The 21,769-nt window shown below is 59.8% G+C and carries 18 protein-coding genes; 8 read left to right on the forward strand and 10 right to left on the reverse strand.

Features of this window, described 5'->3' with window-relative positions; translation table 11 throughout:
- The first annotated feature begins 28 nt into the window (after window positions 1–28).
- Both ACO08A_RS18580 and ACO08A_RS18585 read left to right on the forward strand, forming a co-directional pair.
- Window positions 29–634, forward strand: coding sequence for a hypothetical protein (locus tag ACO08A_RS18580; RefSeq protein ID WP_422037445.1), 606 nt, complete (start codon window positions 29–31; stop codon window positions 632–634).
- Between the two features lie 122 nt (window positions 635–756).
- Window positions 757–1,236: a DUF992 domain-containing protein gene (locus tag ACO08A_RS18585; protein WP_422037446.1), complete on the forward strand. Its 480-nt coding sequence runs from the start codon at window positions 757–759 to the stop codon at window positions 1,234–1,236.
- A 92-nt stretch (window positions 1,237–1,328) separates the two neighbouring features.
- On the opposite strand, the gene ACO08A_RS18590 is transcribed toward ACO08A_RS18585, so the two are convergent.
- Window positions 1,329–1,625, reverse strand: a complete 297-nt coding sequence (locus ACO08A_RS18590) for a hypothetical protein (RefSeq protein ID WP_422037447.1) — start codon at window positions 1,623–1,625, stop codon at window positions 1,329–1,331.
- Between the two features lie 414 nt (window positions 1,626–2,039).
- On the opposite strand from ACO08A_RS18590, the gene ACO08A_RS18595 reads away from it, so the two are divergent.
- Window positions 2,040–4,106 (forward strand): elongation factor G, encoded by a 2,067-nt coding sequence (locus ACO08A_RS18595; protein WP_422037448.1) that lies wholly within the window; start codon window positions 2,040–2,042, stop codon window positions 4,104–4,106.
- A 112-nt stretch (window positions 4,107–4,218) separates the two neighbouring features.
- Here ACO08A_RS18595 and ACO08A_RS18600 read toward each other — a convergent pair whose 3' ends face one another.
- Window positions 4,219–5,352, reverse strand: coding sequence for a serine hydrolase domain-containing protein (locus ACO08A_RS18600; protein ID WP_422037449.1), 1,134 nt, complete (start codon window positions 5,350–5,352; stop codon window positions 4,219–4,221).
- A 299-nt stretch (window positions 5,353–5,651) separates the two neighbouring features.
- Between ACO08A_RS18600 and msrP the strand changes: the two genes are divergently transcribed.
- Window positions 5,652–6,614: a protein-methionine-sulfoxide reductase catalytic subunit MsrP gene (gene msrP / locus ACO08A_RS18605; protein ID WP_422037450.1), complete on the forward strand. Its 963-nt coding sequence runs from the start codon at window positions 5,652–5,654 to the stop codon at window positions 6,612–6,614.
- Between the two features lie 463 nt (window positions 6,615–7,077).
- On the opposite strand, the gene ACO08A_RS18610 is transcribed toward msrP, so the two are convergent.
- The 3 genes from ACO08A_RS18610 to ACO08A_RS18620 are packed head-to-tail and all read right to left on the reverse strand — an operon-like array spanning window position 7,078 to window position 10,024.
- Window positions 7,078–7,974: a LysR family transcriptional regulator gene (locus ACO08A_RS18610; protein ID WP_306145653.1), complete on the reverse strand. Its 897-nt coding sequence runs from the start codon at window positions 7,972–7,974 to the stop codon at window positions 7,078–7,080.
- Window positions 7,975–8,005: 31 nt separating this feature from the next.
- Entirely contained in the window at window positions 8,006–8,974 is a 969-nt protein-coding gene (gene trxB / locus ACO08A_RS18615; RefSeq protein ID WP_422037451.1) for a thioredoxin-disulfide reductase, read from the reverse strand.
- A gap of 54 nt (window positions 8,975–9,028) precedes the next feature.
- Window positions 9,029–10,024 carry a mitochondrial fission ELM1 family protein gene (locus ACO08A_RS18620; RefSeq protein WP_422037452.1) on the reverse strand — a complete coding sequence of 332 codons (996 nt, stop codon included), beginning with the start codon at window positions 10,022–10,024 and terminating at the stop codon, window positions 9,029–9,031.
- Between the two features lie 199 nt (window positions 10,025–10,223).
- Here ACO08A_RS18620 and ACO08A_RS18625 point away from each other — a divergent pair, with 199 nt between their 5' ends.
- A complete protein-coding gene (locus ACO08A_RS18625) occupies window positions 10,224–10,694 on the forward strand; it encodes an Lrp/AsnC family transcriptional regulator (RefSeq protein WP_421984299.1) in 471 nt (156 codons plus the stop codon).
- Between the two features lie 12 nt (window positions 10,695–10,706).
- Here the strand turns inward: ACO08A_RS18625 and ACO08A_RS18630 are convergent, their stop codons facing one another.
- The 4 genes from ACO08A_RS18630 to ACO08A_RS18645 all read right to left on the reverse strand — a co-directional run bounded on the left by ACO08A_RS18630 (window position 10,707) and on the right by ACO08A_RS18645 (window position 15,719).
- A complete protein-coding gene (locus ACO08A_RS18630; RefSeq protein ID WP_422037453.1) occupies window positions 10,707–11,186 on the reverse strand; it encodes a hypothetical protein in 480 nt (159 codons plus the stop codon).
- A gap of 117 nt (window positions 11,187–11,303) precedes the next feature.
- Window positions 11,304–11,777, reverse strand: a complete 474-nt coding sequence (gene greA / locus ACO08A_RS18635; protein ID WP_420333448.1) for a transcription elongation factor GreA — start codon at window positions 11,775–11,777, stop codon at window positions 11,304–11,306.
- A 128-nt stretch (window positions 11,778–11,905) separates the two neighbouring features.
- Window positions 11,906–15,268: a carbamoyl-phosphate synthase large subunit gene (carB, locus tag ACO08A_RS18640; RefSeq protein WP_422037454.1), complete on the reverse strand. Its 3,363-nt coding sequence runs from the start codon at window positions 15,266–15,268 to the stop codon at window positions 11,906–11,908.
- 172 nt (window positions 15,269–15,440) lie between these two features.
- Complete coding sequence (locus ACO08A_RS18645; RefSeq protein ID WP_422037455.1) at window positions 15,441–15,719, reverse strand: helix-turn-helix domain-containing protein; 279 nt, start codon at window positions 15,717–15,719, stop codon at window positions 15,441–15,443.
- 937 nt (window positions 15,720–16,656) lie between these two features.
- Here ACO08A_RS18645 and ACO08A_RS18650 point away from each other — a divergent pair.
- Window positions 16,657–17,094: a MerR family transcriptional regulator gene (locus ACO08A_RS18650; RefSeq protein ID WP_306145645.1), complete on the forward strand. Its 438-nt coding sequence runs from the start codon at window positions 16,657–16,659 to the stop codon at window positions 17,092–17,094.
- 165 nt (window positions 17,095–17,259) lie between these two features.
- On the opposite strand, the gene carA is transcribed toward ACO08A_RS18650, so the two are convergent.
- Window positions 17,260–18,441, reverse strand: coding sequence for a glutamine-hydrolyzing carbamoyl-phosphate synthase small subunit (gene carA, locus ACO08A_RS18655; protein WP_422037456.1), 1,182 nt, complete (start codon window positions 18,439–18,441; stop codon window positions 17,260–17,262).
- A 246-nt stretch (window positions 18,442–18,687) separates the two neighbouring features.
- Here carA and ACO08A_RS18660 point away from each other — a divergent pair, with 246 nt between their 5' ends.
- Complete coding sequence (locus ACO08A_RS18660; RefSeq protein ID WP_422041778.1) at window positions 18,688–19,191, forward strand: GatB/YqeY domain-containing protein; 504 nt, start codon at window positions 18,688–18,690, stop codon at window positions 19,189–19,191.
- 212 nt (window positions 19,192–19,403) lie between these two features.
- On the forward strand, window positions 19,404–21,332 hold the full coding sequence (dnaG, locus tag ACO08A_RS18665; protein ID WP_422037457.1) for a DNA primase: 1,929 nt from the start codon (window positions 19,404–19,406) through the stop codon (window positions 21,330–21,332).
- Window positions 21,333–21,769 lie beyond the last annotated feature (437 nt).

Genomic DNA, 21,769 nt, shown 5'->3' on the forward strand with positions numbered 1-21,769 from the left:
AGGCGAAAAACGCAAGAGGTTTGCGAGAATGAAATCGCATCAGCAACAGTGGCTTCAGGATATCTTTGAAGGCCTGCCCTCCGTCGCGTTTTTACTCGTGTGGCGCCAGAGCGGGGATCTGGAGTTTGCCGGCTGGTGCGGGGCTTTGCTCGCGCTTGTTTCCTTTGTGTTGTTTTTCGTAGTGAAGTCAAAGATGAACCCCGTGTTGCTGGGTGTAAATCTGCATCTCCTCCTGGTGACGCCCCTGATTGTCGGCACTTTCCGTTTGGGTTTCACCGACCTGGGCGCATTCCTCGCCGATCATGCGCACAGTGCCGTTCTGTTGAGCGTTTTCGTGGCAGGGCTGTGCCTGACCGTTTTCACACAACGGGGCTTCATTGGATCAGCAGGATTACCGTCCAAACAGAGACGGCGTTATTCGCTGATGATGCTGGCAGCCTCTGCATCCGGGATGATCTGGGCTCTTTCACGCCCCGAGAGCAGCCTGGTGCCCGTGATTGTTACGCTCACTTTCCTGATCGGCGGACGTAGGTTCTTGCTGGCGCGCCAGGCGGACCATTCAGGACCTTCCGCCGTCGCCGCGCTTGCGGTGCTGCCGGATCGTGAATTGTCCGGCACCGGGATTGAAGCCTGAACACGTCCTGCCGCGCCGCGACGCGTCTGCCCAGATTTTGACGCGAAGCGGTTGCATATCTCGCGCGTTCCCGCCCAACGTTTCATGTGCGCGGGACTTTTTTTGATACGGAGATGATCATAATGCGTTTTTTAAGCACGGCACTTGCCGCCGCTGTTCTGACCTTGGCCACATCGGTGCAGGCCTCCGAGGACACGCCGAAAGTCGAAATAGGGACGCTGAACTGCCTCGTTGAAGGCGAGCACAGTTTCATTGTCGGATCTTCCGCGAAGCTCGGGTGCAGTTTCAAGCCGGTCGACGGCGGCGCTGTCGAATATTACCGGGGCGAGGTGAGGGACTACGGCCTCGACATCGGCAAGACCAAGGAGGCAACCCTCGTCTGGGGTGTGCTGGCCCCGTCCGCGAACCGCAAACCGGGCCTGCTCGCCGGGACCTATGGCGGGCTCACGGCCGGCGCGAGCCTCGGTGCCGGGATCAAAGCCAATGCGTTGCTCGGCGGTTTCGACCGCTCTATCGCTCTCAATCCGTTCAGCCTGGAAAGCCAGACGGGAACCAACCTGACCCTCGGCGTCAGCAAAATGACGCTTGAACAGATCAACTAGCCTCGGTCCGTTTTCCAATGAGTTTGTTCACCGATTGAGGTTCAAACGACTGACGGGCGGGCGTCCCGAACCGGACGCCTGCCGGTCCGTCCCTACCTTTTCTCGATGTCGCAGGGGGCACCCGGGCTGGCGCACGGGTTTGCGAAATTCTCGCGCCTGGCATTCAGGCGGTTGATCTGCTCGGTGCGGTTCAGGCGGTTGGCCTGGTCAATCTGCGTTCGGGTCGAGAAATTGTTCTTCTGATTGTTGAGGTTCTGATTGAGCATCTGCTCGGCCGGAGGCAGGCCTCCGGCGTTGGGCAGGCCGCGGAGCTGGACGTTCTGCGCGGCCAGAGGCTGGATGAAGAAACAACAGAGGAAAGCCAGCAGGAGGCTTTTGCCGACGCGCATCAAGGAAACCTTCGATTTCTGCTGTCATCCCGGCTGAGGGACGACCCTAACATCAGACTACAGGTTAGCGCTTCCTTTGTGCTTTGGGCAACGGTCCAAAAGGCTGTTGTGTCCCGGGTGATTTGGCGCGAGGCACAGGTTTCGGCGACAAACACGGCAAGATCTTGTTTTTGGGCGGTGTTTCGGTGCGGGCAGCGGAATTGCTGCGCTGCGGCGCATAATTCCCTTGCCTTGAGGCGTCATTCGGCGCGACGATATTGGTTCGCCCCAGATCGAATGCCCGATTTGCAGGGCAAAGAGCCATGCAGCCGGAACGGGCAACGATCCTTGAGGGTGCGACGCGGCAGGCCCGCGTCCCTCGTCGGCCATGCCGCGTTGTTACGGGGATATCCCCGAACACACGGGAGGCTCATTATGGCAAACACGATAAACGGAAAAGGATCAGCTGCCGGCAGTACGCCGCGCTGCATCGCCCTCGTCGGTCCTTTCGGCAGCGGAAAGACCAGTCTCTTGGAGGCGTTGCTCGCGCGAACGGACAAGCTTCAACGGCAGGGTACGGTAACCGACGGAAACACTGTCGGCGATGCCTCGCCGGAAGCGCGCGCGCACGGCATGAGCGTTGAAGTGAACATCGCCGAAACGGACTATCTCGGTGACCGGTTCGTATTCGTCGACTGTCCCGGTTCAGTGGAATTCCTGAGCGAAATGGATGGAGCTCTAAGCGGTGTCGACCTCGCCATCGTTGTCGCGGAGGACGACGAGCGCAAGGTTCCGGCCTTGCAGCTCATCCTGAAAGCTCTTGAAGCCCGCGCCATTCCGCGGGTTTTGTTTTTGAACAAGATCGACAAGAGCAGCCGGCGCGTCCGCGATGTGCTGTCCGTGCTGCAGCCGGCCTCCGCCGTGCCGCTGGTCCTGCGGCAGATCCCGATCTGGGAGGACGGTCAAGCGACCGGTTTCATCGACCTCGCGCTGGAACGCGCGCATGTCTATCACGAGAAGGAAGCAAGCACGCAGGTCGACATGTCCGATGAGGACCGGGCGCGCGAACTGGAAGCCAGGTTCACGATGCTGGAGCTTCTGGCCGATCACGACGACGACCTTATGGAAGCGCTTCTGGAGGACATCGCGCCGGACCGCGACCTCGTGTTTTCCGATCTCGTGAAGGAAATGCGCGACGGACTCATCTGCCCGGTGTTCTTCGGGTCGGCCGATCACGGCAACGGTGTCAGCCGTCTCTTGAAGGCGCTGCGCCATGAAGCGCCGGGTGTCGATGTCCTCAAATACCGGACAACGGACAGGGAAACCGGCTCGCTGCTTCAGGTCATCAAGACCATGCATACCCAGCACGGCGGCAAGCTTTCCATTGCGCGGGTGCTGGAGGGCGAGGTGTCGGATGGCGACAGCCTGTTCCGCAACGGCCGCGATGAAGTGAAGGTTTCCGGCCTCTTCTCCATCTTCGGACAGCATGCCAGCAAGACGGCGACGGCAAGCAAGGGTGACCTTGTCGCGCTCGGTCGTCTCGACGACGTGGCAACGGGAGATCTCCTCAGCCATGATCAGGGTGACCTGGTGAGCATGGATTCAGGCGAACGGCGCAGTCCGGTGCTGGCAACCGCCGTTTCGGCAGCGCAGAGGAAGGACGAGGTGCGGCTTTCAACGGCGCTGGCGAAACTGGTCGAGGAAGATCCGTCCCTGTCGATCAGCCAGAACCAGGCGACGGCGGAAACGCTTCTGGAGGGCCAGGGCGAAATGCATCTCAGGGTCGCCCAGGAACGGCTCGCCGGAAAATATGGTCTCGACGTCGCGGTGCACACACCGCATGTGCCCTATGCCGAGACGATAAGAGGCAAGACCAAGGTGCGCGGACGCCACAAGAAACAGTCCGGCGGACACGGCCAGTTCGGAGACGCGGTTCTTGAAATCTCGCCGCTTCCAAGGGGCGAGGGCATTCAGTTCAGTGACACGATCACCGGTGGTGTCGTGCCCAAGCAGTATATCCCGTCGGTCAGGGATGGTGTCCTCGATGCGCTGACACGCGGCACATTCGGCTTTCCCGTGGTGGATGTCGCCGTCTGTCTGACGGATGGCTCCTATCACTCGGTCGACAGCTCGGACCAAGCGTTCAAGATGGCCGGCATTCTGGCGATCCGCGAGGGGCTGCCGGAATGCAAGCCGGTGCTTCTCGAGCCTATCCACAAGGTTGTGGTTGCCTGTCCGAACGATGCCACGGCAAAGGTCAACGCCATCGTTTCCGCGCGGCGCGGCCAGCTTCTGGGGTTTGATGCCAGGCCGAACTGGCCCGGTTGGGACGAGGTGCAGGCGCTGATGCCGGAAGCGGAGATCGGCGATCTGATCGTCGAGCTCAGATCCGCAACCGCCGGGGTCGCCAGCTACACGTCCGAGTTCGACCACATGGCCGAGCTTGCCGGCAAGGCCGCGGAGCAGGCGCTGCAGAAGTCCGGGAAGCAACAGGCGGCCTGAGCCGTCCCTTGCTTCTGAAAAACGCATTCCAGGGAGGGGCCGAAGGTCCCTCCTTGTTCGTCCGGAATTGGATTGGCGGCGAGATCCGTGTCTGCGAGACCGCAGCTGTTGCTCAGTGGGCCGCGTAGACCGCGCGCTCGAACGCGTCGTAGGTTTCCATAAAGGCCGGTTCCACGAAGGGGAGCGACTGGGTCATGATCACGGCGGCGAGGTCCTTGTCCGGGTCAACCCAATAATGGGTGTTGCAGACGCCCGCCCAGCTTTGGGTCCCGGCCGACCGCTTCCCGGGAACATCCGAGGTGTGCAGGGCCGCGATCATGCTGTGAGACGTGTCCTCCGGAAGAACGACATCGGCCGTTATCGGAGAACAGGAAACCATCGTCTGAAACGTCAGGCCGTTCATCTGGTCGCAAAGCATCGTCGCCAGCCCGCTCTCCGACAAAATGCGATTTCCGTCCAGTTGTCCCCCATTCAGGATCATGCGCAGGAACCGCATGTAGTCGTTCGGCGTGGAGTAAAGGGCGTGGCCCATGCCGTAGACTTCCGGTAAGGACGGCGGGGCAATCTCCATTGGCGCGAATTTGCCGTCCTCGCCGCGAATATGGACGTCAGCGAGCCGCTCCTGCAGCCCCTCGGGCTCGAACGCCGTGCTGGTCATGCCCAGTGGCTCGAAGATTTCCTCCTGGCAGAAGACGTCGATGCGCCTGCCGTCGGCTGCCTCAATCATCTGCCCCAGCCAATCGGTGCTCGGGCCATAGCCCCAGCGTGTTCCGGGATCGGAGGTCAGCGGGTAGTGAAGCGAACTCTTCAGCCCGGACAGGATTGTGGGATGGCCGGTCAGTTCCATGTAGCGCGGCACGTCCGTGTTCCAGAACTCGTATTCCATCCCGCTTGTGTGTGTCACCAGGTGCCGCAGGGTGGCGCGGGTTTTCGGGTCGCGCAGTTTCGGGGTGTCGCCGTCAAACCCCTCCAGCACCTTCAGATCGTTCCAGGCGTCCAAGAGGTCGCCGACCGGTGTGTCGAGCGTCAGCTTGCCCCGGTCCACCAGGATGGCGGCGGCGAGGCCGCCGACGGCCTTGGTCATGGAGAAAATACGGAAAACGGTATTTGCATCGACCGCTTTCGAAGCGGTGGCATTGCCGGCCGCATGGGTGGACGTGACCCCATCTGAGTTTGCGGTCATCCCGACAACGAATGGCACCTTCTCCTCATCGACGGCCTTGTTCAGCACGTTCTCGATCGACATATGTGTCCTCCCCGCTCTTGTTGTTTCCCCCACCCCCAAACAATAGACCTATAATCGCCCTGGTTGCCATTGAATTTCCGGTACTACCCTGCCGCAAACGCCCGTGCGGAATGCACCCGCCGTATCCTGAAAGAATTCAGTTCCGCGTCTGGCAGCGAACTGCATGCGAGATCTTTGAATTTCGGCTGGTGCCGCGGTGGTTTTTTTTCCTTCACGATCCTGTTGCTCCCGGTCACTAGGGCGTTATTTGCCTTTGAAGCCCGATTCCGGTTCTTTCTTTGGCAAACAGGAGCCACGACATGAACATCTTGAAGAAGCGCAGCTGGGAACTTCCAGAGCGTGAGGCCACACCGGAGCACGTGTTTTTGAACCGCCGCCAGATCCTGGCCGGTCTCGCAGGGAGCGGGGTCCTCATGGGATCGGGTCTCGGTGTGCGTCCGGCATTCGCGGAGGAAGATCCGAGTGCAGGGCTTTATCCGGTCACCCGCAATCCGGCCTTCAAGCTGGACCGTGATCTCACATCCGAAGACTTTGCCTCGCAATACAACAATTTTTACGAGTTCGGATCGCACAAGCAGATCTGGCCGGCGGCCCAGAAGCTTCAGATCCGTCCCTGGACGGTGACGCTGGACGGTCTGGTCGACAACCCGCAGATCGTCGACATAGACGCGCTTCTTGCCAAGATGCCGCTCGAGGAACGGCTCTACCGCCATCGCTGCGTGGAAGCCTGGTCGATGGCCGTGCCCTGGTCCGGGTTCCCACTGGCCGAGCTGGTGAAACTGGCGGGGCCGCAGGCCGATGCGAAGTATCTCCGGTTCGAAACGTTCCTGGATCCGTCCATTGCCAGCGGCCAGAAACAGAGCTGGTATCCCTGGCCGTATGTCGAAGGGTTGACGCTGGAAGAAGCAACCAACGAACTGGCGTTCATGGCGACTGGCATCTACGGCAAGCCGCTTGCCAAGCAGTTCGGCGCCCCGATCCGGTTGGTCACGCCCTGGAAATACGGCTTCAAATGCATCAAGTCGGTGGTGCGGATATCCTTCACCAAGGAAAGACCCGTCAGTTTCTGGGAAGAAATCCAGCCGAAGGAGTACGGCTTCTGGGCAAACGTCAACCCGGAGGTTCCGCATCGCCGCTGGTCACAGGCGAGCGAGAAGCTGCTCGGTACCGACGAACGCAGGGACACGCTGCTCTATAACGGCTATGAGGAGCAGGTCGCCGGTCTCTACAAGAATCTCGGCGGTGAAAGCCTGTTCATGTGAGCTGGAAGCGCCTCAAATTGTGCGCTGCAAAATCGACTGGACAAAAAAAGAGCCGGGTCTTTAGGGACCCGGCAGTTTATTTTGATTCACTGAAAACAGTGGAATCACCTTCCAGAGGGGAACAGCTGGTCCGGGCATCACTGGGAGGAGGATGTGATCCCCGTGTGACCAACAGTGATGCTTATATGCGGTGCACAAGCTGCATAAACAAGTGGCAGGTGCGCAAATCTGCTATGCGTTTTCTGCAATGCTGGCTCATGCATGCAAATCCAGGCGCGAAAAGTGTTTCTTTACAATCGTTTGTTTAGGCGTCTTGCGGCTAATCAGCTAAATTTATTCGAAATAATCCGATTCAAGTCGCCGATAACCAGGAGTGTACTCGTGGAAAAATCGGTTCCTGATCAAAAAATGTGCTGCCCAAATTATTATCAAGGCAATTCAGTCTTCGTCCCCGGTGGCCGGATCAGTAGACCCACTTCTCGGCGCTGCTGAGCAGGAATTCGCGGAACGCCTTGACGCGCGCGGTGTTCTTCAGCTCCGATGGATAGACAAAATAGGTGTCGAAGGACGGTACCTTGTCTTCCTGTTCGGTGAGGACGGGAACCAGGTTCGTTGCCTGGTCGATGATGTAGTCGGGCAGGATGGCGATGCCGACGCCCGTTTGAACGGCGCGCTTGATCGCCACGAGATTGTTGACCTTCAGGACCGAGCGCCGCGGCTCGTTTGCGGGCCGACCGGCCGAGTCCAGCCAGTTCATGGAGCGCAGGTAGGCCGGCGCCTGTTCACCGAAGGTGATGATCCGGTGGTTGTCGATGTCCTCGATGGAGGAGGGGGAGCCGAACCGCTGGATATATTCGGGGGCCGCGTAGACGTGAAAATGCACCGTGAACAGCTTTCGCTGGATCAGGTCGGGCTGGGTCGGCTGGCGCAGGCGGATGGCAACATCGGCCTCGCGCATGCCAAGGTCCAGTTCGTCGTCATCGAAGATCAGATGCAGATCGACTTCGGGATAAAGCTCGACGAAGCTCTTGATGCGGGACGTCAGCCAGGTCGACCCCAGGCCGACCGTCGTCGTCACGCGCAGGATGCCGGAGGGTTTTTCCTTGCTGTCGGTGAGGCTGGACTGGACGGACTCCAGTTTCATCAGCACGTCGCTTGCCGTGCGGTAGAGAAGTTCGCCCTGTTCGGTCAGCAGCAGACCGCGCGCGTGGCGGTGAAACAGGGGAACCCCCAGATCGAGTTCCAGCGCACTAACCTGCCGGCTGACGGCCGATTGGCTCATGTGCAGCGTGTCGCCCGCATGGGTGAAGCTGCCGGCCTGAGCGGCTGCATGAAAGATGCGCAGTTTGTCCCAATCCATGCGTGCCCCTCCGCAGGACGTTCAGGCAGCCTTACTCGGCTGCCTGCTGTGTGGATGCCGCTTCATGTTCGGCCAGAAACTTCTCCGCTTCAAGGGCGGCCATGCAGCCCATACCGGCGGCGGTGACCGCCTGGCGGTAAATGTCGTCGGTAACGTCACCGGCGGCAAAGACGCCGGGGATCGACGTGCGCGTGGAGTCCGGCGCGGTCTCCAGGTAGCCGTTCGGCTTCAGCTCAAGCTGGTCCTTGAACAGCTCCACGGACGGCGCATGGCCGATCGCGATGAACACACCATCCGTCGGGATCTCCTGCATCTCTCCGGTCCGGGTGTTCTCAAGGCGCACGCCTGTCACGGCTTTCGGCGTGCCGCCGCCCAGGATCTCGTCGACCTGATGGTCCCAGATAACCTCGATCTTCGGGTTCTGGAACAGCCGGTCTTGCAGGATTTTTTCCGCCCTCAGGCTGTCGCGGCGGTGAACGAGCGTCACCTTGGAGGCAAGGTTGGACAGGTACAGCGCCTCTTCGACGGCCGTGTTGCCGCCGCCGACCACGACGACTTCCCGGTTGCGGTAGAAAAAGCCGTCACAGGTTGCGCAGGCGGAAACGCCGGCGCCCATATAGTCCTGCTCGGAGGACAGGCCGAGCCAGCGTGCCTGTGCCCCGGTCGCGATCACCAGCGTGTCGGCGGTGAAGACCGTGCCGCTGTCCGCCTCGAGCCGGAAGGGCCGCTGCGACAGGTCGGCCTTGATGATGGTGTCGTAGATGATCTTGGTGCCGACATTCTCGGCCTGCTTCTGCATCTGCTCCATCAGCCAAGGGCCCATGACGGGATCGGCGAACCCGGGGTAGTTTTCGACATCCGTCGTGATCGTCAGCTGACCGCCCGGCTGAATGCCCGCGACCAGTGTCGGTTCGATCATGGCGCGCGCCGCATATATTGCTGCGGTGTAACCGGCAGGGCCGGATCCGACAATCAGGAGCTTGCTGTGTTCCGTGCTCATGAGACACCTTTTCCTGTCTTCTTGTTGTGCCCGCCCGTCGGGGCCGCCGGCCGTTCAGGTCCCTGTTTCGTGCTTTCGGGATGCGCTGAAGGCTGTCCTGATCCGATCTGCGATTACGGGTGTGGCATCTATCGGCTCGTAGGTAGTTGTTTTTAGCGGGCCTGGGAAGGGGTGAATGACCCCCATGCGCTCCAAAGGCGTCAAAAAGGCGGTGATTTTCCTGTGACCGCCCGATGGATGGAAGACGTGCAGCGGTTTTCCGGTTGCCGTTGCCTCGCCGATCATGTTGGTCGAATCGGCGGTCGCGATGATCGCATCCGCCTTCGCCAGGAAATGTCCGAGCGGATTTGGCGCCTCGCCCGTCCAGAACAGATGCCCGCCGGACTTGGCCAGGCTCGACAGGCCATAGGCCAGCGCCGGCGGTGTGCGGCGCGAGGCGGTGATCATGAAGCCGGCGCCGTCTTCTGACGCCATCGTCCGCAATCCGTTCAAGAGGCGATGCTGGTCTTCTTCGGTGAACGTGTGATGACGGCTGTCACCACCGATCAGAACGGCAACGCGCGGGTGCGCGATCCTGTCGATATCGGGGGTCTTGTCGGCGCGCAGCGCGTCAAGTTTGCGAGCAGAGAAGCGGTGCGGCGAGGTGGGCGTGGTCAGAACGTTCCGGCCGCGCAGGCGGTCATGTTCGGGCACCCAGATCAGATCCGCCGCGTCCGGCCCGGTTCTGGGGTCCTTCAGAAAGACCGTGAAGGTCCGGCCACCGGACTGCCGCTTGATGCGCCGCAGATAGGCAGCGGCGCGCCGGCCGGACGCAATGGCGATGTCGGGGTAGGGCGGTGCGATCGGGCTGCCGGGACGCGATTCCCATTCTCGCGGATCCGTCGGTCCGAACGGAAGCCACCAGGAAAAAGGCGGGCGCGGCGCGACCTTGCGTTCCGTGTAAGGAGCTCCGAGCGCTTCGGCGACACCGACGCATTGGGCGACGTCACCGGCCTTGCCATCGGTGAGCACCCAGACGGATGCGGGAGAGGTCTCCGGCTCATCGTGCATCTAAGGAGAACATCCCCTATCGTAATCTTTCAGAATCGTGCGCAATTTTGTTATAGTCTTGCACAAACGCGCAAATAATCATAACTCGTCACTGGTCGACAAGTTAGCGTGGCGACCCGATTCCGGGCAAGGTGTCCGGTTCGGTCAGCAACACCTATTTGCAGGCGGGTCCGACAGGCGAGACTCAAAGGAGACAGGTTTGAAAGCGCGGCTTGATGCCATTGACTGGCACATCCTGAAAGAACTGCAAGACGACGGCCGGATGACCAATGTGGAACTGGCGCGCCGTGTCGGCATTTCCGCGCCACCCTGCCTGCGCCGCGTCAGAGCGCTCGAGGAAGCGGGTCTCATACAGGGGTACCGGACGCTTCTCGATGAAAAGCAGCTCGGCTACGATGTGACCGCCTTTGCGATGGTGGGCCTGCACAGCCAGACGGAAGCCGACCTGATTGCCTTCGAGGAGACCGTGCAGAACTGGCCGCTGGTCCGGGAGAGCTACATGCTGTCCGGCGAGGTCGATTTTCTGCTGAAATGCGTGTCGCCGGACCTGCAGACGTTCCAGAACTTCGTCATCCGGGACCTGACCGCAGCCCCCAACGTGGACAGCGTGCGCACCGCGCTGACGATCCGGCGCACCAAAGACGAACCGGTTGTTCCGATCGAAACCTGATCGGACGCGGCTTTAGTTGAGAGCTTCCTGCCGCTGTTTCATGCCGTCAAGCTTCCGGTTCAGGCGGGACATCAGCGAAACATCCCGGAGGGCCGTGGCGACCAGCGTGAAGGCGACGCTCAGAAGCGCGCACGTGGTGATGATCGCGATTGGAAGCATCTGATCGTAGTGGTAGGCGTCCAGCGCCTGGTCGATCGGTTCGACACCGGAATAGAGCCGGTTGCGCATCACGTCGCGATAGGCTCCGAACTCGAGCGACCCCTGCTTGATGTAGCGCAGTCCCATGACAAGCAGGATGACCGCCGCCGCGAGGGCAATCAGGTAGCCGAACATCTGCAGCGCAAACGCATAGGCGTTTTCATGACGCCGCTTCACGATGCGCTTGAAAATCTTGCGCTCGCGCGCATCAAGCTTAGAAAAAACATACCAGCGATAGATCCAAAGCGGGATGGCGGCCGCCAAGAGCCACATCCCGATCGCATGAAAGACCATCACCTGACCTCCGACACATTCCGGTCTTCACCTTAACGGCTGACCGGGACGCGTCAAAGGGAAAACGGTCGCGTTCTTTCCGAGCGTCAGACCATATCCGATTGGAATGTCAGAGATTCAGATGAATTTGACGCCGACAATCTCGTAGGACCGGGCCCCGCCGGGGGCGGCCACTTCAACGCTGTCACCGATCGATTTGCCGATCAGGGCGCGGGCGATCGGCGACGAGATCGAGACCTTGTTCTGCTTCACGTCGGATTCCACGTCGCCGACGATCATGTATTTCTTTTCTTCTTCCGTGTCCTCGTCGATCAGGGACACGGTCGCGCCGAACTTGACAATTTCACCGGACAGTTTGGTCACGTCGATGATTTCGGCGCGCGACAGCTTGTCTTCAAGTTCAGCGATGCGGCCTTCGTTCAGGCTCTGCGCTTCCTTTGCCGCATGGTACTCGGCGTTTTCCGACAGATCACCGTGTGCACGTGCTTCCGCAATGGCATCGACGATGCGCGGACGCTCAACCGTGGTACGTTCCTTCAGTTCGTCCTGAAGCATTTTGTAACCGGCAGAGGTCATCGGAACTTTTTCCATTGGTCTCAGACCTTCAGCTTATTGGGTCCCGTGGGCTTATCTTGCCGATTTCGAGGACCGCGTATTTACAAAAACAAACCAAGCCGGGAAAGGCGCGCTTTCCCGGCCGGTCAACGAGTATAATAGCCCTAGCCGAAGTAGGATTGTAAAGGTCTTACTTCAAGGCTCCCCGCCTTGCGGGCGGCAATACCTTTGGCTGCCGCAACGGACCCGGCCAGTGTCGTGTAGTACGGAACCTTGTTCAGGAGCGCGGCCCGCCGCATGGACCGGCTGTCGGCGATCGCCTGTGCACCTTCCGTCGTATTGAAGACGAGCTGCACTTCGCCATTCTTCACGGCATCGACGATGTGTGGCCGGCCTTCAAGCACCTTGTTGATTTTCCTGACAGAAATGCCCTGGTCCTGAAGATATTTCTGGGTGCCGCCCGTTGCGATGATGGCAAAACCGGCCGCCTCCAGGTTCTTCACGGCGTCCACGACGCCTTCCTTGTCGGCGTCGCGCATGGAGACAAACACGGTGCCCTGGTCCGGCACGCCGGTGCCGCTGCCGATCTGCGCCTTCGCAAAGGCCGTGCCGAACGCGGTGTCGAGGCCCATGACTTCCCCTGTGGACCGCATTTCCGGTCCCAGGATCGTGTCGACTCCGGGGAAACGCGCAAACGGGAAGACCGCTTCCTTGACCGCGATGTGGTCCACATTCGGTTCAGCCAGTCCGAAGGATGCCAGGCTCTCGCCGGCCATGACCCGGCTGGCGATTTTCGCGATCGGCGCGCCGATGGTCTTGGCGACGAAGGGCACGGTCCGCGAGGCGCGCGGGTTGACTTCCAGTACATAGATCTCGCCATCCTTGATGGCGTACTGAACGTTCATGAGACCGCCCACTTCAAGGGCCAGAGCCAGCGCGGTTGTCTGACGCTTGAGTTCGTCGATCAGGTCGTCTGAAAGAGAGAAGGGCGGCAGGGAGCAAGCACTGTCGCCGGAGTGAATGCCGGCTTCCTCGATGTGTTCCATGATGCCGCAGACAAAGACGTCCTTGCCGTCGCAAAGCGCATCCACGTCAACCTCGATCGCGCCTTCCAGGTACCGGTCGAACAGCAGCGGGTTGGTGCCGAGAACCGTGTTGATCTGGCCGGTCTTGTCATTGGGATACTTGGCGCGAACTTCCGCCGGCACAAGCTCCGGCAGCGTGCCGAGCAGGTAGGAATTGAGGGCTTCCTCGTCGCGGATGATCTGCATCGCCCGTCCGCCCAGGACGTAGGACGGACGCACCACCAGGGGGAGGCCGAGCTGGCCGGCGATCAGCCTGCCCTGCTCAACAGAGTAAGCGATGCCGTTTTCCGGCTGTTTCAGACCGAGCTTGATCAGGAGTTTCTGGAACCTGTCACGATCTTCCGCAAGGTCGATCATGTCCGGCGCCGTTCCCAGGATCGGCACGTCCGCCTTGACGAGCGCCTGCGCCAGCTTCAGCGGCGTTTGTCCACCAAACTGGACGATCACCCCATGGAGCGTGCCGTTCTCCTTTTCCTTGCGGATGATCTCCAGCACGTCTTCCGGTGTGAGCGGTTCGAAATAGAGCCGGTCCGAGGTGTCGTAGTCCGTCGAGACGGTTTCCGGGTTGCAGTTGACCATGATGGTCTCGTAGCCCGCATCGTCGAGCGCGAAGGCCGCATGGCAGCAGCAATAGTCAAACTCGATGCCCTGGCCGATCCGGTTCGGGCCGCCGCCGAGAATGACGACCTTCTTCCGGTCCGACGGGTCTGCTTCGCAGGCCGGTGCGCCCATGAACGGCGCTTCGTAGGTGGAGTACATATAGGCGGTCGGAGAGGCGAACTCGGCCGCGCATGTGTCGATCCGCTTGTAGACCGGGTGAACGCCCAGCTCATCGCGCAACTTCACCACGTCGTTGGCGTCGAGACCGGCAAGGCTTGCAAGCCTTGCGTCCGAAAAACCCATGGCCTTCAGCTTGCGCAGGTTGGAGGCGTCCTGCGGCAGTCCGATGTTCCTGACCTTGGCCTCCATTGCCAGAATGTCGGCAATCTGTTCCAGGAACCAGGTGTTGATGCCGCTCGCTTGGTAGATTTCCTCGATCGACATGCCGAGCCGCATGGCCTGCGCGACATTCAGGAGCCGCGTCGGTGTTGCGTTTGATACCGCAGCGCGCAGGGCGTTCCTGTCGTCGCCCTGGTCGAGGCCTGGAATGTCGGTCTCGTCAAAGCCGTTCAAACCCGTTTCAAGGCCGCGGAGCGCTTTCTGGAGGCTTTCGTTGAAGGTCCGCCCTATAGCCATGACCTCGCCCACCGATTTCATGGCGGTCGTCAGGTTTGACTCCGAACCGGGGAACTTCTCGAAGGCAAAGCGGGGGATCTTGGTGACGACATAGTCGATTGTCGGCTCGAAGGAGGCCGGTGTCGCACCGCCGGTAATGTCGTTTTCCAGCTCGTCGAGCGTGTATCCGACAGCAAGTTTCGCGGCGATCTTGGCGATCGGAAACCCGGTCGCCTTGGAGGCGAGGGCCGAGGACCGCGAGACGCGCGGGTTCATTTCGATGACGACGAGCCGGCCGTTGTCGGGGTTGACGGCAAACTGCACGTTCGAGCCGCCTGTCTCCACGCCGATCTCGCGCAGGACCGCGATCGAGGCGTCCCGCATGATCTGGTATTCCTTGTCCGTCAGTGTCAGCGCAGGAGCCACGGTAATGCTGTCGCCGGTGTGAACACCCATCGGATCGACGTTCTCGATCGAGCAGATGATGATGCAGTTGTCCGCCTTGTCGCGAACCACTTCCATCTCATACTCTTTCCAGCCAAGAAGGCTCTCGTCGATCAGGACCTGCCCCACCGGAGAGGCGTCGATGCCGGAGCGCACGATCGTCTCGTACTCTTCCCGGTTATAGGCGACGCCGCCGCCTGTGCCGCCGAGCGTGAATGCGGGGCGGATAATCGCCGGCAGGCCGATTTCGTCGAGCGCACGCATGGCTTCCAGGTAACCGGCGTTGCGGTCGTATCCGGTGATCCGGCCGTCCTCACTCCGAATGGCAGGAGAGGACGCGATGCAGGCGCGCGGGTTCTCCAGGCCGATGGAGTCCATCGCAGCGCGGAATTTCTCGCGGTCTTCCGCCTTTTCGATGACGTCGCCGCGGGCGCCGATCATTTCCACGCCGAATTCTTCCAGAACACCCATCTGTTCCAGATCAAGTGCGCAGTTGAGGGCAGTCTGACCGCCCATCGTCGGCAGCAGGGCGTCCGGCCGTTCCTTTTCGATAATCCGGGCCACCAGTTCCGGGGTGATCGGTTCGATATAGGTCGCATCCGCCAGGTCCGGGTCGGTCATGATGGTCGCCGGATTCGAGTTGACCAGAATGATGCGATAGCCTTCTTCGCGCAGTGCCTTGCAGGCCTGGGTGCCCGAGTAGTCGAATTCGCAGGCCTGTCCGATGACGATCGGACCGGCGCCAATAATCAGGATCGAAGATATATCTGTGCGTTTAGGCATCTCGGCTCGCAGCTCGCAGCGGCCAGTCCGATCAGCGCTTGCGCTCTCCGGTCTGGCTCGGTCTGACGGTAAGTGTCAATGTTGGCTGAGCGCGTCTTATAGGGAAAAGCGCATCGCTAGGAAACCCCGGGCCGGCCACATCAGGTCGTTTTCCGGAACGAAAATTGCCCAATCAGTCCGCATCCGGCAGATCGGGGCCGAGCGGTGTTGTCGACAGGCCGTCAAAATCGCCGATTCCTTCCGACAGGGCATAACATGCCAGACGTATCGATTTGGGTATTTCCACCGGCCGGCCGTCGCGATTGCCCTTTTCGTAATACTGGATCATTCGTTTCTTGAGGCCCAACCGCTCCGCGGCATCCTTCTGCTTCAGTCCGAGCGCACGTCTCCAATGGCGGAACTGTTGCGGTGTCATGCCCGACGCGGCGGTTTTTGTTTTGTTTTCGGCCATATTTCGATTGTTCCAAAGGCAATAGTTTCGCGTGAGCGCATTGCGGGCCACACGCCGACCGACCTCAGAAAAATAACCTGGATTGCACTTTGTCAATCAAGAAGTGCACAATGTGCTCTTTTTTGTCTTTCTGGGAAGGATGTTCGCAGTAAAGGGGCTGTCACCGCTGGGTTTGTCTCAAATCCCGAAGGTCTCGTTGGGCACCGCAAGCGCCGTTTTTCAGTTGCCTGGATACCAGGGCATCGTGATTGGCAGTCGTCGTCAAGGAAAGTTGTCCACAGGCGCATTTTTCACCAACGTAAATTCGCGAAAAAATACCGATCTGTATTAAATTGCGACAGTAATCGCGCTAAGGAAGTGATTGTGGTCCCGGCGCATTCAGGGTTGTTCTTTTCCTTTGCTACTTCATCACGATGAATCTCCTACATACCATCTAAAATTGATTTGGTGACCAAAACAAAAAAGCATGGCAAAGCAAGGAAAACTAAGTAGTTTTCCATCCTCTTCCTGCCGCGACGTAAATAAGCGTGAACAGGAATTCGCAGTTATAGAAAACGTGATTTATTCATGTCAGATTATCGATAATTAATATTGATGTAACTATCGAAGTTTGGCGCTGTGAATAACGTTTGTCGGTGCACTAGTCTTTCTATAATTGGTCACGTTTTGTTTTTTTGTAATCTGAAACCTATGTTAAAAATTACCAATAATTCTGATTTTTACCTAGATTTTAACTATCGAACAGGTGTATTAGTCTAGGCTGTAAGTCGTGGCCGTCAAAAGGCTTAGGCTTCGTGCCGTGTGCAATGGCAATAATCGAGCGACCGTTGTCGACACGCTAGTGGGACCTGACGCGCCGGAGGTGGGACCGGCAAATCGGGAGCGTGGAAAACAAGGGTGGAACTCGAAACAAAAGAAAAAGATCGGGCTAAACATTATGAACAATGTCGCTACCACCATGGTCATTGTTCCGGACATAGCCGGTCCGGACAACGAACTGGTCCTTGAAGATCGCTCCCTCGCGATCTCTGAAATGTCTGAGCGCTTCAACGTGACGCTCAGAACCTTGCGCTTCTACGAAGAAAAGGGGCTCCTGAACCCTGTTCGCAAAGGCGCGCGCCGCTTCTACGGCACCCGGGATGTCTCCAGGATGCGCGTGATTGCCCAGGCGAAGAAGATCGGTCTGACGCTTGCCGAGATCCGGCGCGTGATCAAGCTGGTCGAAAGCAGCGCAAGCAAGCAGGATCAATTCCGCGAATTGCAGGAAATCTGCAAGGGGCAGCAGGAAATTCTTGTCGAACAGAAGCAGATGCTTGATGAGCAGGTTGCCGAAGTCGAGCAGATCCTGTCCGCGTTCGACGAACTGATCGCCTAAGCTCGCAGGAAATAATGCAGGAACCCCGGTTCGCGGAGCGGACCGGGGTGTTTGCTATTGCGCAAGCGAAACGCTGCCTGAACACGGGCCGCGGCAGTCGCTCTGCGTGTCTTGAGTCATGATCGCGCTGTGCGAAGGTGACCGGTTGAAGGTGAACGGATGGCGTCAGGCCGTCCTGGACGCCTGCATCAGGTCGGTGAACCGCTTGAACAGATAGTGGCTGTCGCGTGGTCCAGGTGATGCCTCGGGGTGGTACTGGACGGAGAACACCGGCTTGTCCTTGATGGCCAGTCCGCAGTTCGACCCGTCGAACAGCGAGACGTGCGTCTGTTCCACATTGTCCGGGAGGCTTTCGGCATCCACCGCAAAGCCGTGGTTCATCGAGGTTATCTCCACCTTGCCGGTGGTGTGATCGAACACGGGGTGATTGGCTCCGTGGTGGCCCTGGTGCATCTTGACGGTGTTGCCGCCCAGTGCGAGCGCCAGCATCTGATGACCGAGACAGATGCCGAATGTCGGCACGCCCTTTTCAACCACTTCCCTGATCATCTCGACCGAGTATTCGCCTGTCGCCTCCGGATCGCCCGGACCGTTCGACAGAAAGACACCGTCCGGTTCGTGTGCAAGCACGTCGCTCGCGGTGGAGGTTGCAGGCAGAACGGTTACATCGCAGCCGGCTTCCGACAGAAGGCGCAGGATGTTGCGCTTGATGCCGAAATCGATGGCGACAACCTTGAAGTCGCCTGCCTTCGCCTCGCCGTAGCCTTCATTCCATTTCCACGTCGTCTGAGACCAGGGATGGGTTTGCGTTGTCGACGCGTCCTTTGCGAGGTCCATGCCGACCAGTCCGGACCATTCCGCCGCGGCTGTCTTGAGCGCCGCGAGGTCGAAGCGTCCGTCCGGCGCATGCGCGATCACCCCGTTCGGAACACCTTTCTCGCGGATCAGAGCGGTCAGGGCGCGCGTGTCGACGCCGCAGATGCCGATCAGGTTTCGCGATTTCAGCCACGCGTCGAGATGTCTGGCCGACCGGTAGTTGGCCGGGTCCGTGATCGATGCCGCAAGGACAACGCCGCGAATGCCGCTCGATGCCGCCATGTTGACCGTTTCGATGTCCTCGTCATTCGCACCGACATTTCCTATATGCGGAAAAGTGAAAGTGATGATCTGACCCGAATAGGACGGGTCAGTCAGGATCTCCTGATAGCCGGTCATCGCGGTATTAAAGCAAATCTCACCAACGGCTTGGCCGGTGGCACCGAGACCCTGACCCTCAATCACGCTGCCGTCTGAAAGCACAAGCAGGGCGGTCGCCGGGGTCTCAGACCATGCGTCTGCAGTCGTCATGTCTTGTATCCAAAGTCTGTTGGTGACATCATGCGCTGCAGGATAGGCGTCTACGGCAGGCAAAGTTGCGTGCTCAAAGCCGTCTGCATCAAGCGCGGGACTCTATGGGAAGCGACCGGGATCGTCAATATTGATCCTTTGAAAAAAGATCGTTAAAATTCAATAGCTTGGCTGAGTGTTGTGGAAGGGCGCCAATCCGCCCGTTGGCTCAGTGCGGCAGGGATAGGGTGAACCATGCGCGACGAATTGCGCGAAAGAATCGGCTCTGCGCTGAAATTGGCGCAGGAGGACGGCGACAAGCGCAGATGCGCGACGCTTCGCCTGATCCAGACGGCAGTCAAGGACAGAGAGGCGGCCGCGCGCGACAACGGCAAGGACGGTGTCGGTGAAACGGAAGTCGTCGAAATCCTTCAGAAAATGGTCCGGCAGCGGGAAACCTCCGCGGAAGAATTCGAGACCAGCGGACAGCTTGATCTTGCCGAGCAGGAACGTGTCGAGCAGGACATCATCCGCGAGTTTCTCCCCGTTCAGTTAAGCGACGAGGAAATCCGCTCGTTGTGCGAGGAGACCGTCAAGGACATCGACGCACACGGGCTTCGCGATATCGGCCGCTGCATGAGCGCCTTGAAGAGCCGCTATCCGGGAAAAATGGATTTTGTGCAGGCCTCCTGCTTCGTGAAGGAAATGCTGCGCAGCGAGGCGAACGGATATCACGCATCCAAAAGCGCCGATGATGTCGCCGAGAGCTGAGGTTCCTGCCGACAGCCCGCACGCCTGTTCCTGCAACTGCGGGACCTGACAGTTTTCAAACGGCCATCAACAGGTTGCGCGAATGTGGGCATTGCCGTGTCATGGCACTGGCGCTGCCTGGAAACTCATTCTATCTTTGCTGACCGGTCCGGTAGTGGATGCCTCGACTGCCGGAAGCCCCCAGGCAAACAGCTGATCGTTCGTATTTGCACATGCGTTTTGAACCGCGTCTACTTGATGAAATCCGCGCCCGGCTGACACTGTCGGACATTGTTGCCCGGCGGGTGACCTGGGACCGCCGCAAAACGCAGCCCGGCAAGGGTGACTATTGGGCCTGCTGCCCGTTTCATCAGGAAAAGAGCCCCAGCTTCCACGTCGACGACAGGCGTAATCGCTACAAGTGCTTCGGCTGCGGTGCCTCGGGCGATCACTTTACCTTTCTGTGCGAAACTGAAGGGCTGAGTTTTCCGGAATCCGTGGAGCGTCTCGCGGAGCAGGCGGGTGTTGCCTTGCCTGCGCCGGATCCGCAGGCCGCGCGGCGCGAGAAGAAGCGGGCCGGGCTTGCGGATATCTGCGAGATGGCGGCACAGTTTTTCCAGAACGAGTATGCCGGGCCGCGTGGTGAGCAGGCCAGGGCCTATACCGCGAAGCGGGGGCTGGCCCCGGAGACGCTTCGCGAATTCCGCTTCGGCTTCGCGCCGGACAACCGCGATGCGCTCAAGTCCTACCTGGCCGGACGGGAGATCCCGGAAGCCGCCATGGTGGAAGCGGGTCTTGTCATCCGTCCGGATGACGGGCGACCCGCCTACGACCGGTTCCGGGGGCGTTTGATGATCCCGATCCAGGATGATCGCGGCCGGGTCGTCGCGTTCGGCGGACGTACGCTGTTGCCGGACGGGCAGCCGAAATATCTCAACTCGCCGGAAACGCCGCTCTTTCACAAGGGCGTCATGCTGTTCAACGCGCATCGCGCCCGCGAGCCTGCCTTCAAATCCCAGGAAGCGGTCGTGGTGGAGGGGTATCTGGATGCCATCGCGCTCTGGCAGGCGGGCATTCGGCATGTCGTCGCGTCTCTCGGCACCGCATTCACGGAAGACCAGGTTGTCCGGCTGTGGAAATTCGCGCCCGAGCCTGTGATCTGCTTCGACGGTGATGCGGCCGGTGTCTCCGCTGCCCATCGGGCGATCGACCGGATTTTCCCGGTCCTGCGAAGCGGGTACTCGTTCCAGTTCTGCTTTCTGCCGGATGGCATGGATCCCGATGACCTTGTCAAGGAAAAGGGTCTGGACGGGTTCCGGCAGGAGGTGGGCAAGGCCCAGGCGCTCTTCGACGCCGTCTGGGAACGCGAGATTTCGGTCTCGCGGATCGACACGCCCGAACGAAAGGCCGCGCTTGAAAAACGGTTCGATGATCTGATCGGCACCATCCGCGATGAACGCGTGAGACGGCGCTATCAGCTCGACCTCAAGTTCAAGCTGTCGAACCTGTTTTTCGAACAGGCGCGGCAGAGCCGCCGGGACGGCAAGACGGCGACCGACGCTCCCGTCGGTCTCGGTTTCGTGCGCGAACGGGTGGCGACCAGCAATGCGTTCGGTACGGAGCGGCTGGTTCTCGGCCTGTGCATGCGGTTTCCGCATCTGCTCGACCGGAATTTCGAACGCTTCTCCGGATTGCCGTTCACGAACGATCTGCATCTTCAGCTCAGGGATGTCCTGTGCCGGATCGTCGACGACCTGGAAGCATCGCCGATCGCCCAGCTGACCAGTTCCTTCGACGCGCCCCTGCGAGAGGTCATGAACGAAATGATGCTGGAGACGATTGGCCTGCAGGAGCAGCGCATGGCGGAGTTCTCCGCTCTGAACCACCGGTTTCCTCTGTTGAAATCCAATCCGCCCGAGGATTTTGTCGAAGCGGCGTATCTGCATTTCCTGGACCAGCTTGAACTGAATGCGCTTGAAGAGGAGCTTTCCGGTGAGCTGGAGACAGCGGACGAACAGCTGGACGAACATTCCTGGGCGCGCATTCAAGCCCTGACGCAGGACCTGAGCCGCAGGCGGGAAGAATGTGCACGTGACGAGGCGGATCTCGCCGAACGGGCGAAAAAGATCAGGACGGCACCGCCGGTGGCGGCGGCGCCATAACGGCAACGGTCGGCGGTCGCGCATGTGCCGCCGACGCGCCGAGACGAGCGTGAGTGCCGGTCCGGGTTTCCCGAATGCGTCGCCAAACGTGTGCGAGACACCAAAAAACTGCATTTTCCGATTGACCGATGACGAATCACACTTGCGAATCGTGCGCACCGAGCTAAATAGGGGTTTTGCAGCATTCAAGCGCCGGAGCCCAAGCCTGCCCGCGGCCAATAGTCTAAAAACGCTGCAGACCCGTTTGAAAACCGCTTCGGCATGCGCATCCGCGTGTGCCTCAACAAAGGCCGTGTGCTTCATTGATGACAAGAAATATCAATGTCGAAATGCGCACGGTTAATTGGGACTTAAGGGACACGGCTTACAAACCGAACATGACTGATTCCTTCAGACGCCGCCGCAGGCACTGCCGGCGCGCAAAGGGCAAGTCGGTT

This window comes from Roseibium sp., from assembly GCF_965232425.1.
Classification (GTDB): Bacteria; Pseudomonadota; Alphaproteobacteria; order Rhizobiales; family Stappiaceae; genus Roseibium.

Coding starts and splice junctions, on each gene's coding strand:
- ACO08A_RS18580 (WP_422037445.1), top strand. CDS start 29: ATGAAATCGCATCAGCAACAGTGGCTTCAGGATATCTTTGAAGGCCTG.
- ACO08A_RS18585 (WP_422037446.1), top strand. CDS start 757: ATGCGTTTTTTAAGCACGGCACTTGCCGCCGCTGTTCTGACCTTGGCC.
- ACO08A_RS18590 (WP_422037447.1), bottom strand. CDS start 1,625: ATGCGCGTCGGCAAAAGCCTCCTGCTGGCTTTCCTCTGTTGTTTCTTC.
- ACO08A_RS18595 (WP_422037448.1), top strand. CDS start 2,040: ATGGCAAACACGATAAACGGAAAAGGATCAGCTGCCGGCAGTACGCCG.
- ACO08A_RS18600 (WP_422037449.1), bottom strand. CDS start 5,352: ATGTCGATCGAGAACGTGCTGAACAAGGCCGTCGATGAGGAGAAGGTG.
- msrP (WP_422037450.1), top strand. CDS start 5,652: ATGAACATCTTGAAGAAGCGCAGCTGGGAACTTCCAGAGCGTGAGGCC.
- ACO08A_RS18610 (WP_306145653.1), bottom strand. CDS start 7,974: ATGGATTGGGACAAACTGCGCATCTTTCATGCAGCCGCTCAGGCCGGC.
- trxB (WP_422037451.1), bottom strand. CDS start 8,974: ATGAGCACGGAACACAGCAAGCTCCTGATTGTCGGATCCGGCCCTGCC.
- ACO08A_RS18620 (WP_422037452.1), bottom strand. CDS start 10,024: ATGCACGATGAGCCGGAGACCTCTCCCGCATCCGTCTGGGTGCTCACC.
- ACO08A_RS18630 (WP_422037453.1), bottom strand. CDS start 11,186: ATGGTCTTTCATGCGATCGGGATGTGGCTCTTGGCGGCCGCCATCCCG.
- greA (WP_420333448.1), bottom strand. CDS start 11,777: ATGGAAAAAGTTCCGATGACCTCTGCCGGTTACAAAATGCTTCAGGAC.
- carB (WP_422037454.1), bottom strand. CDS start 15,268: ATGCCTAAACGCACAGATATATCTTCGATCCTGATTATTGGCGCCGGT.
- ACO08A_RS18645 (WP_422037455.1), bottom strand. CDS start 15,719: ATGGCCGAAAACAAAACAAAAACCGCCGCGTCGGGCATGACACCGCAA.
- ACO08A_RS18650 (WP_306145645.1), top strand. CDS start 16,657: ATGAACAATGTCGCTACCACCATGGTCATTGTTCCGGACATAGCCGGT.
- carA (WP_422037456.1), bottom strand. CDS start 18,441: ATGACGACTGCAGACGCATGGTCTGAGACCCCGGCGACCGCCCTGCTT.
- dnaG (WP_422037457.1), top strand. CDS start 19,404: ATGCGTTTTGAACCGCGTCTACTTGATGAAATCCGCGCCCGGCTGACA.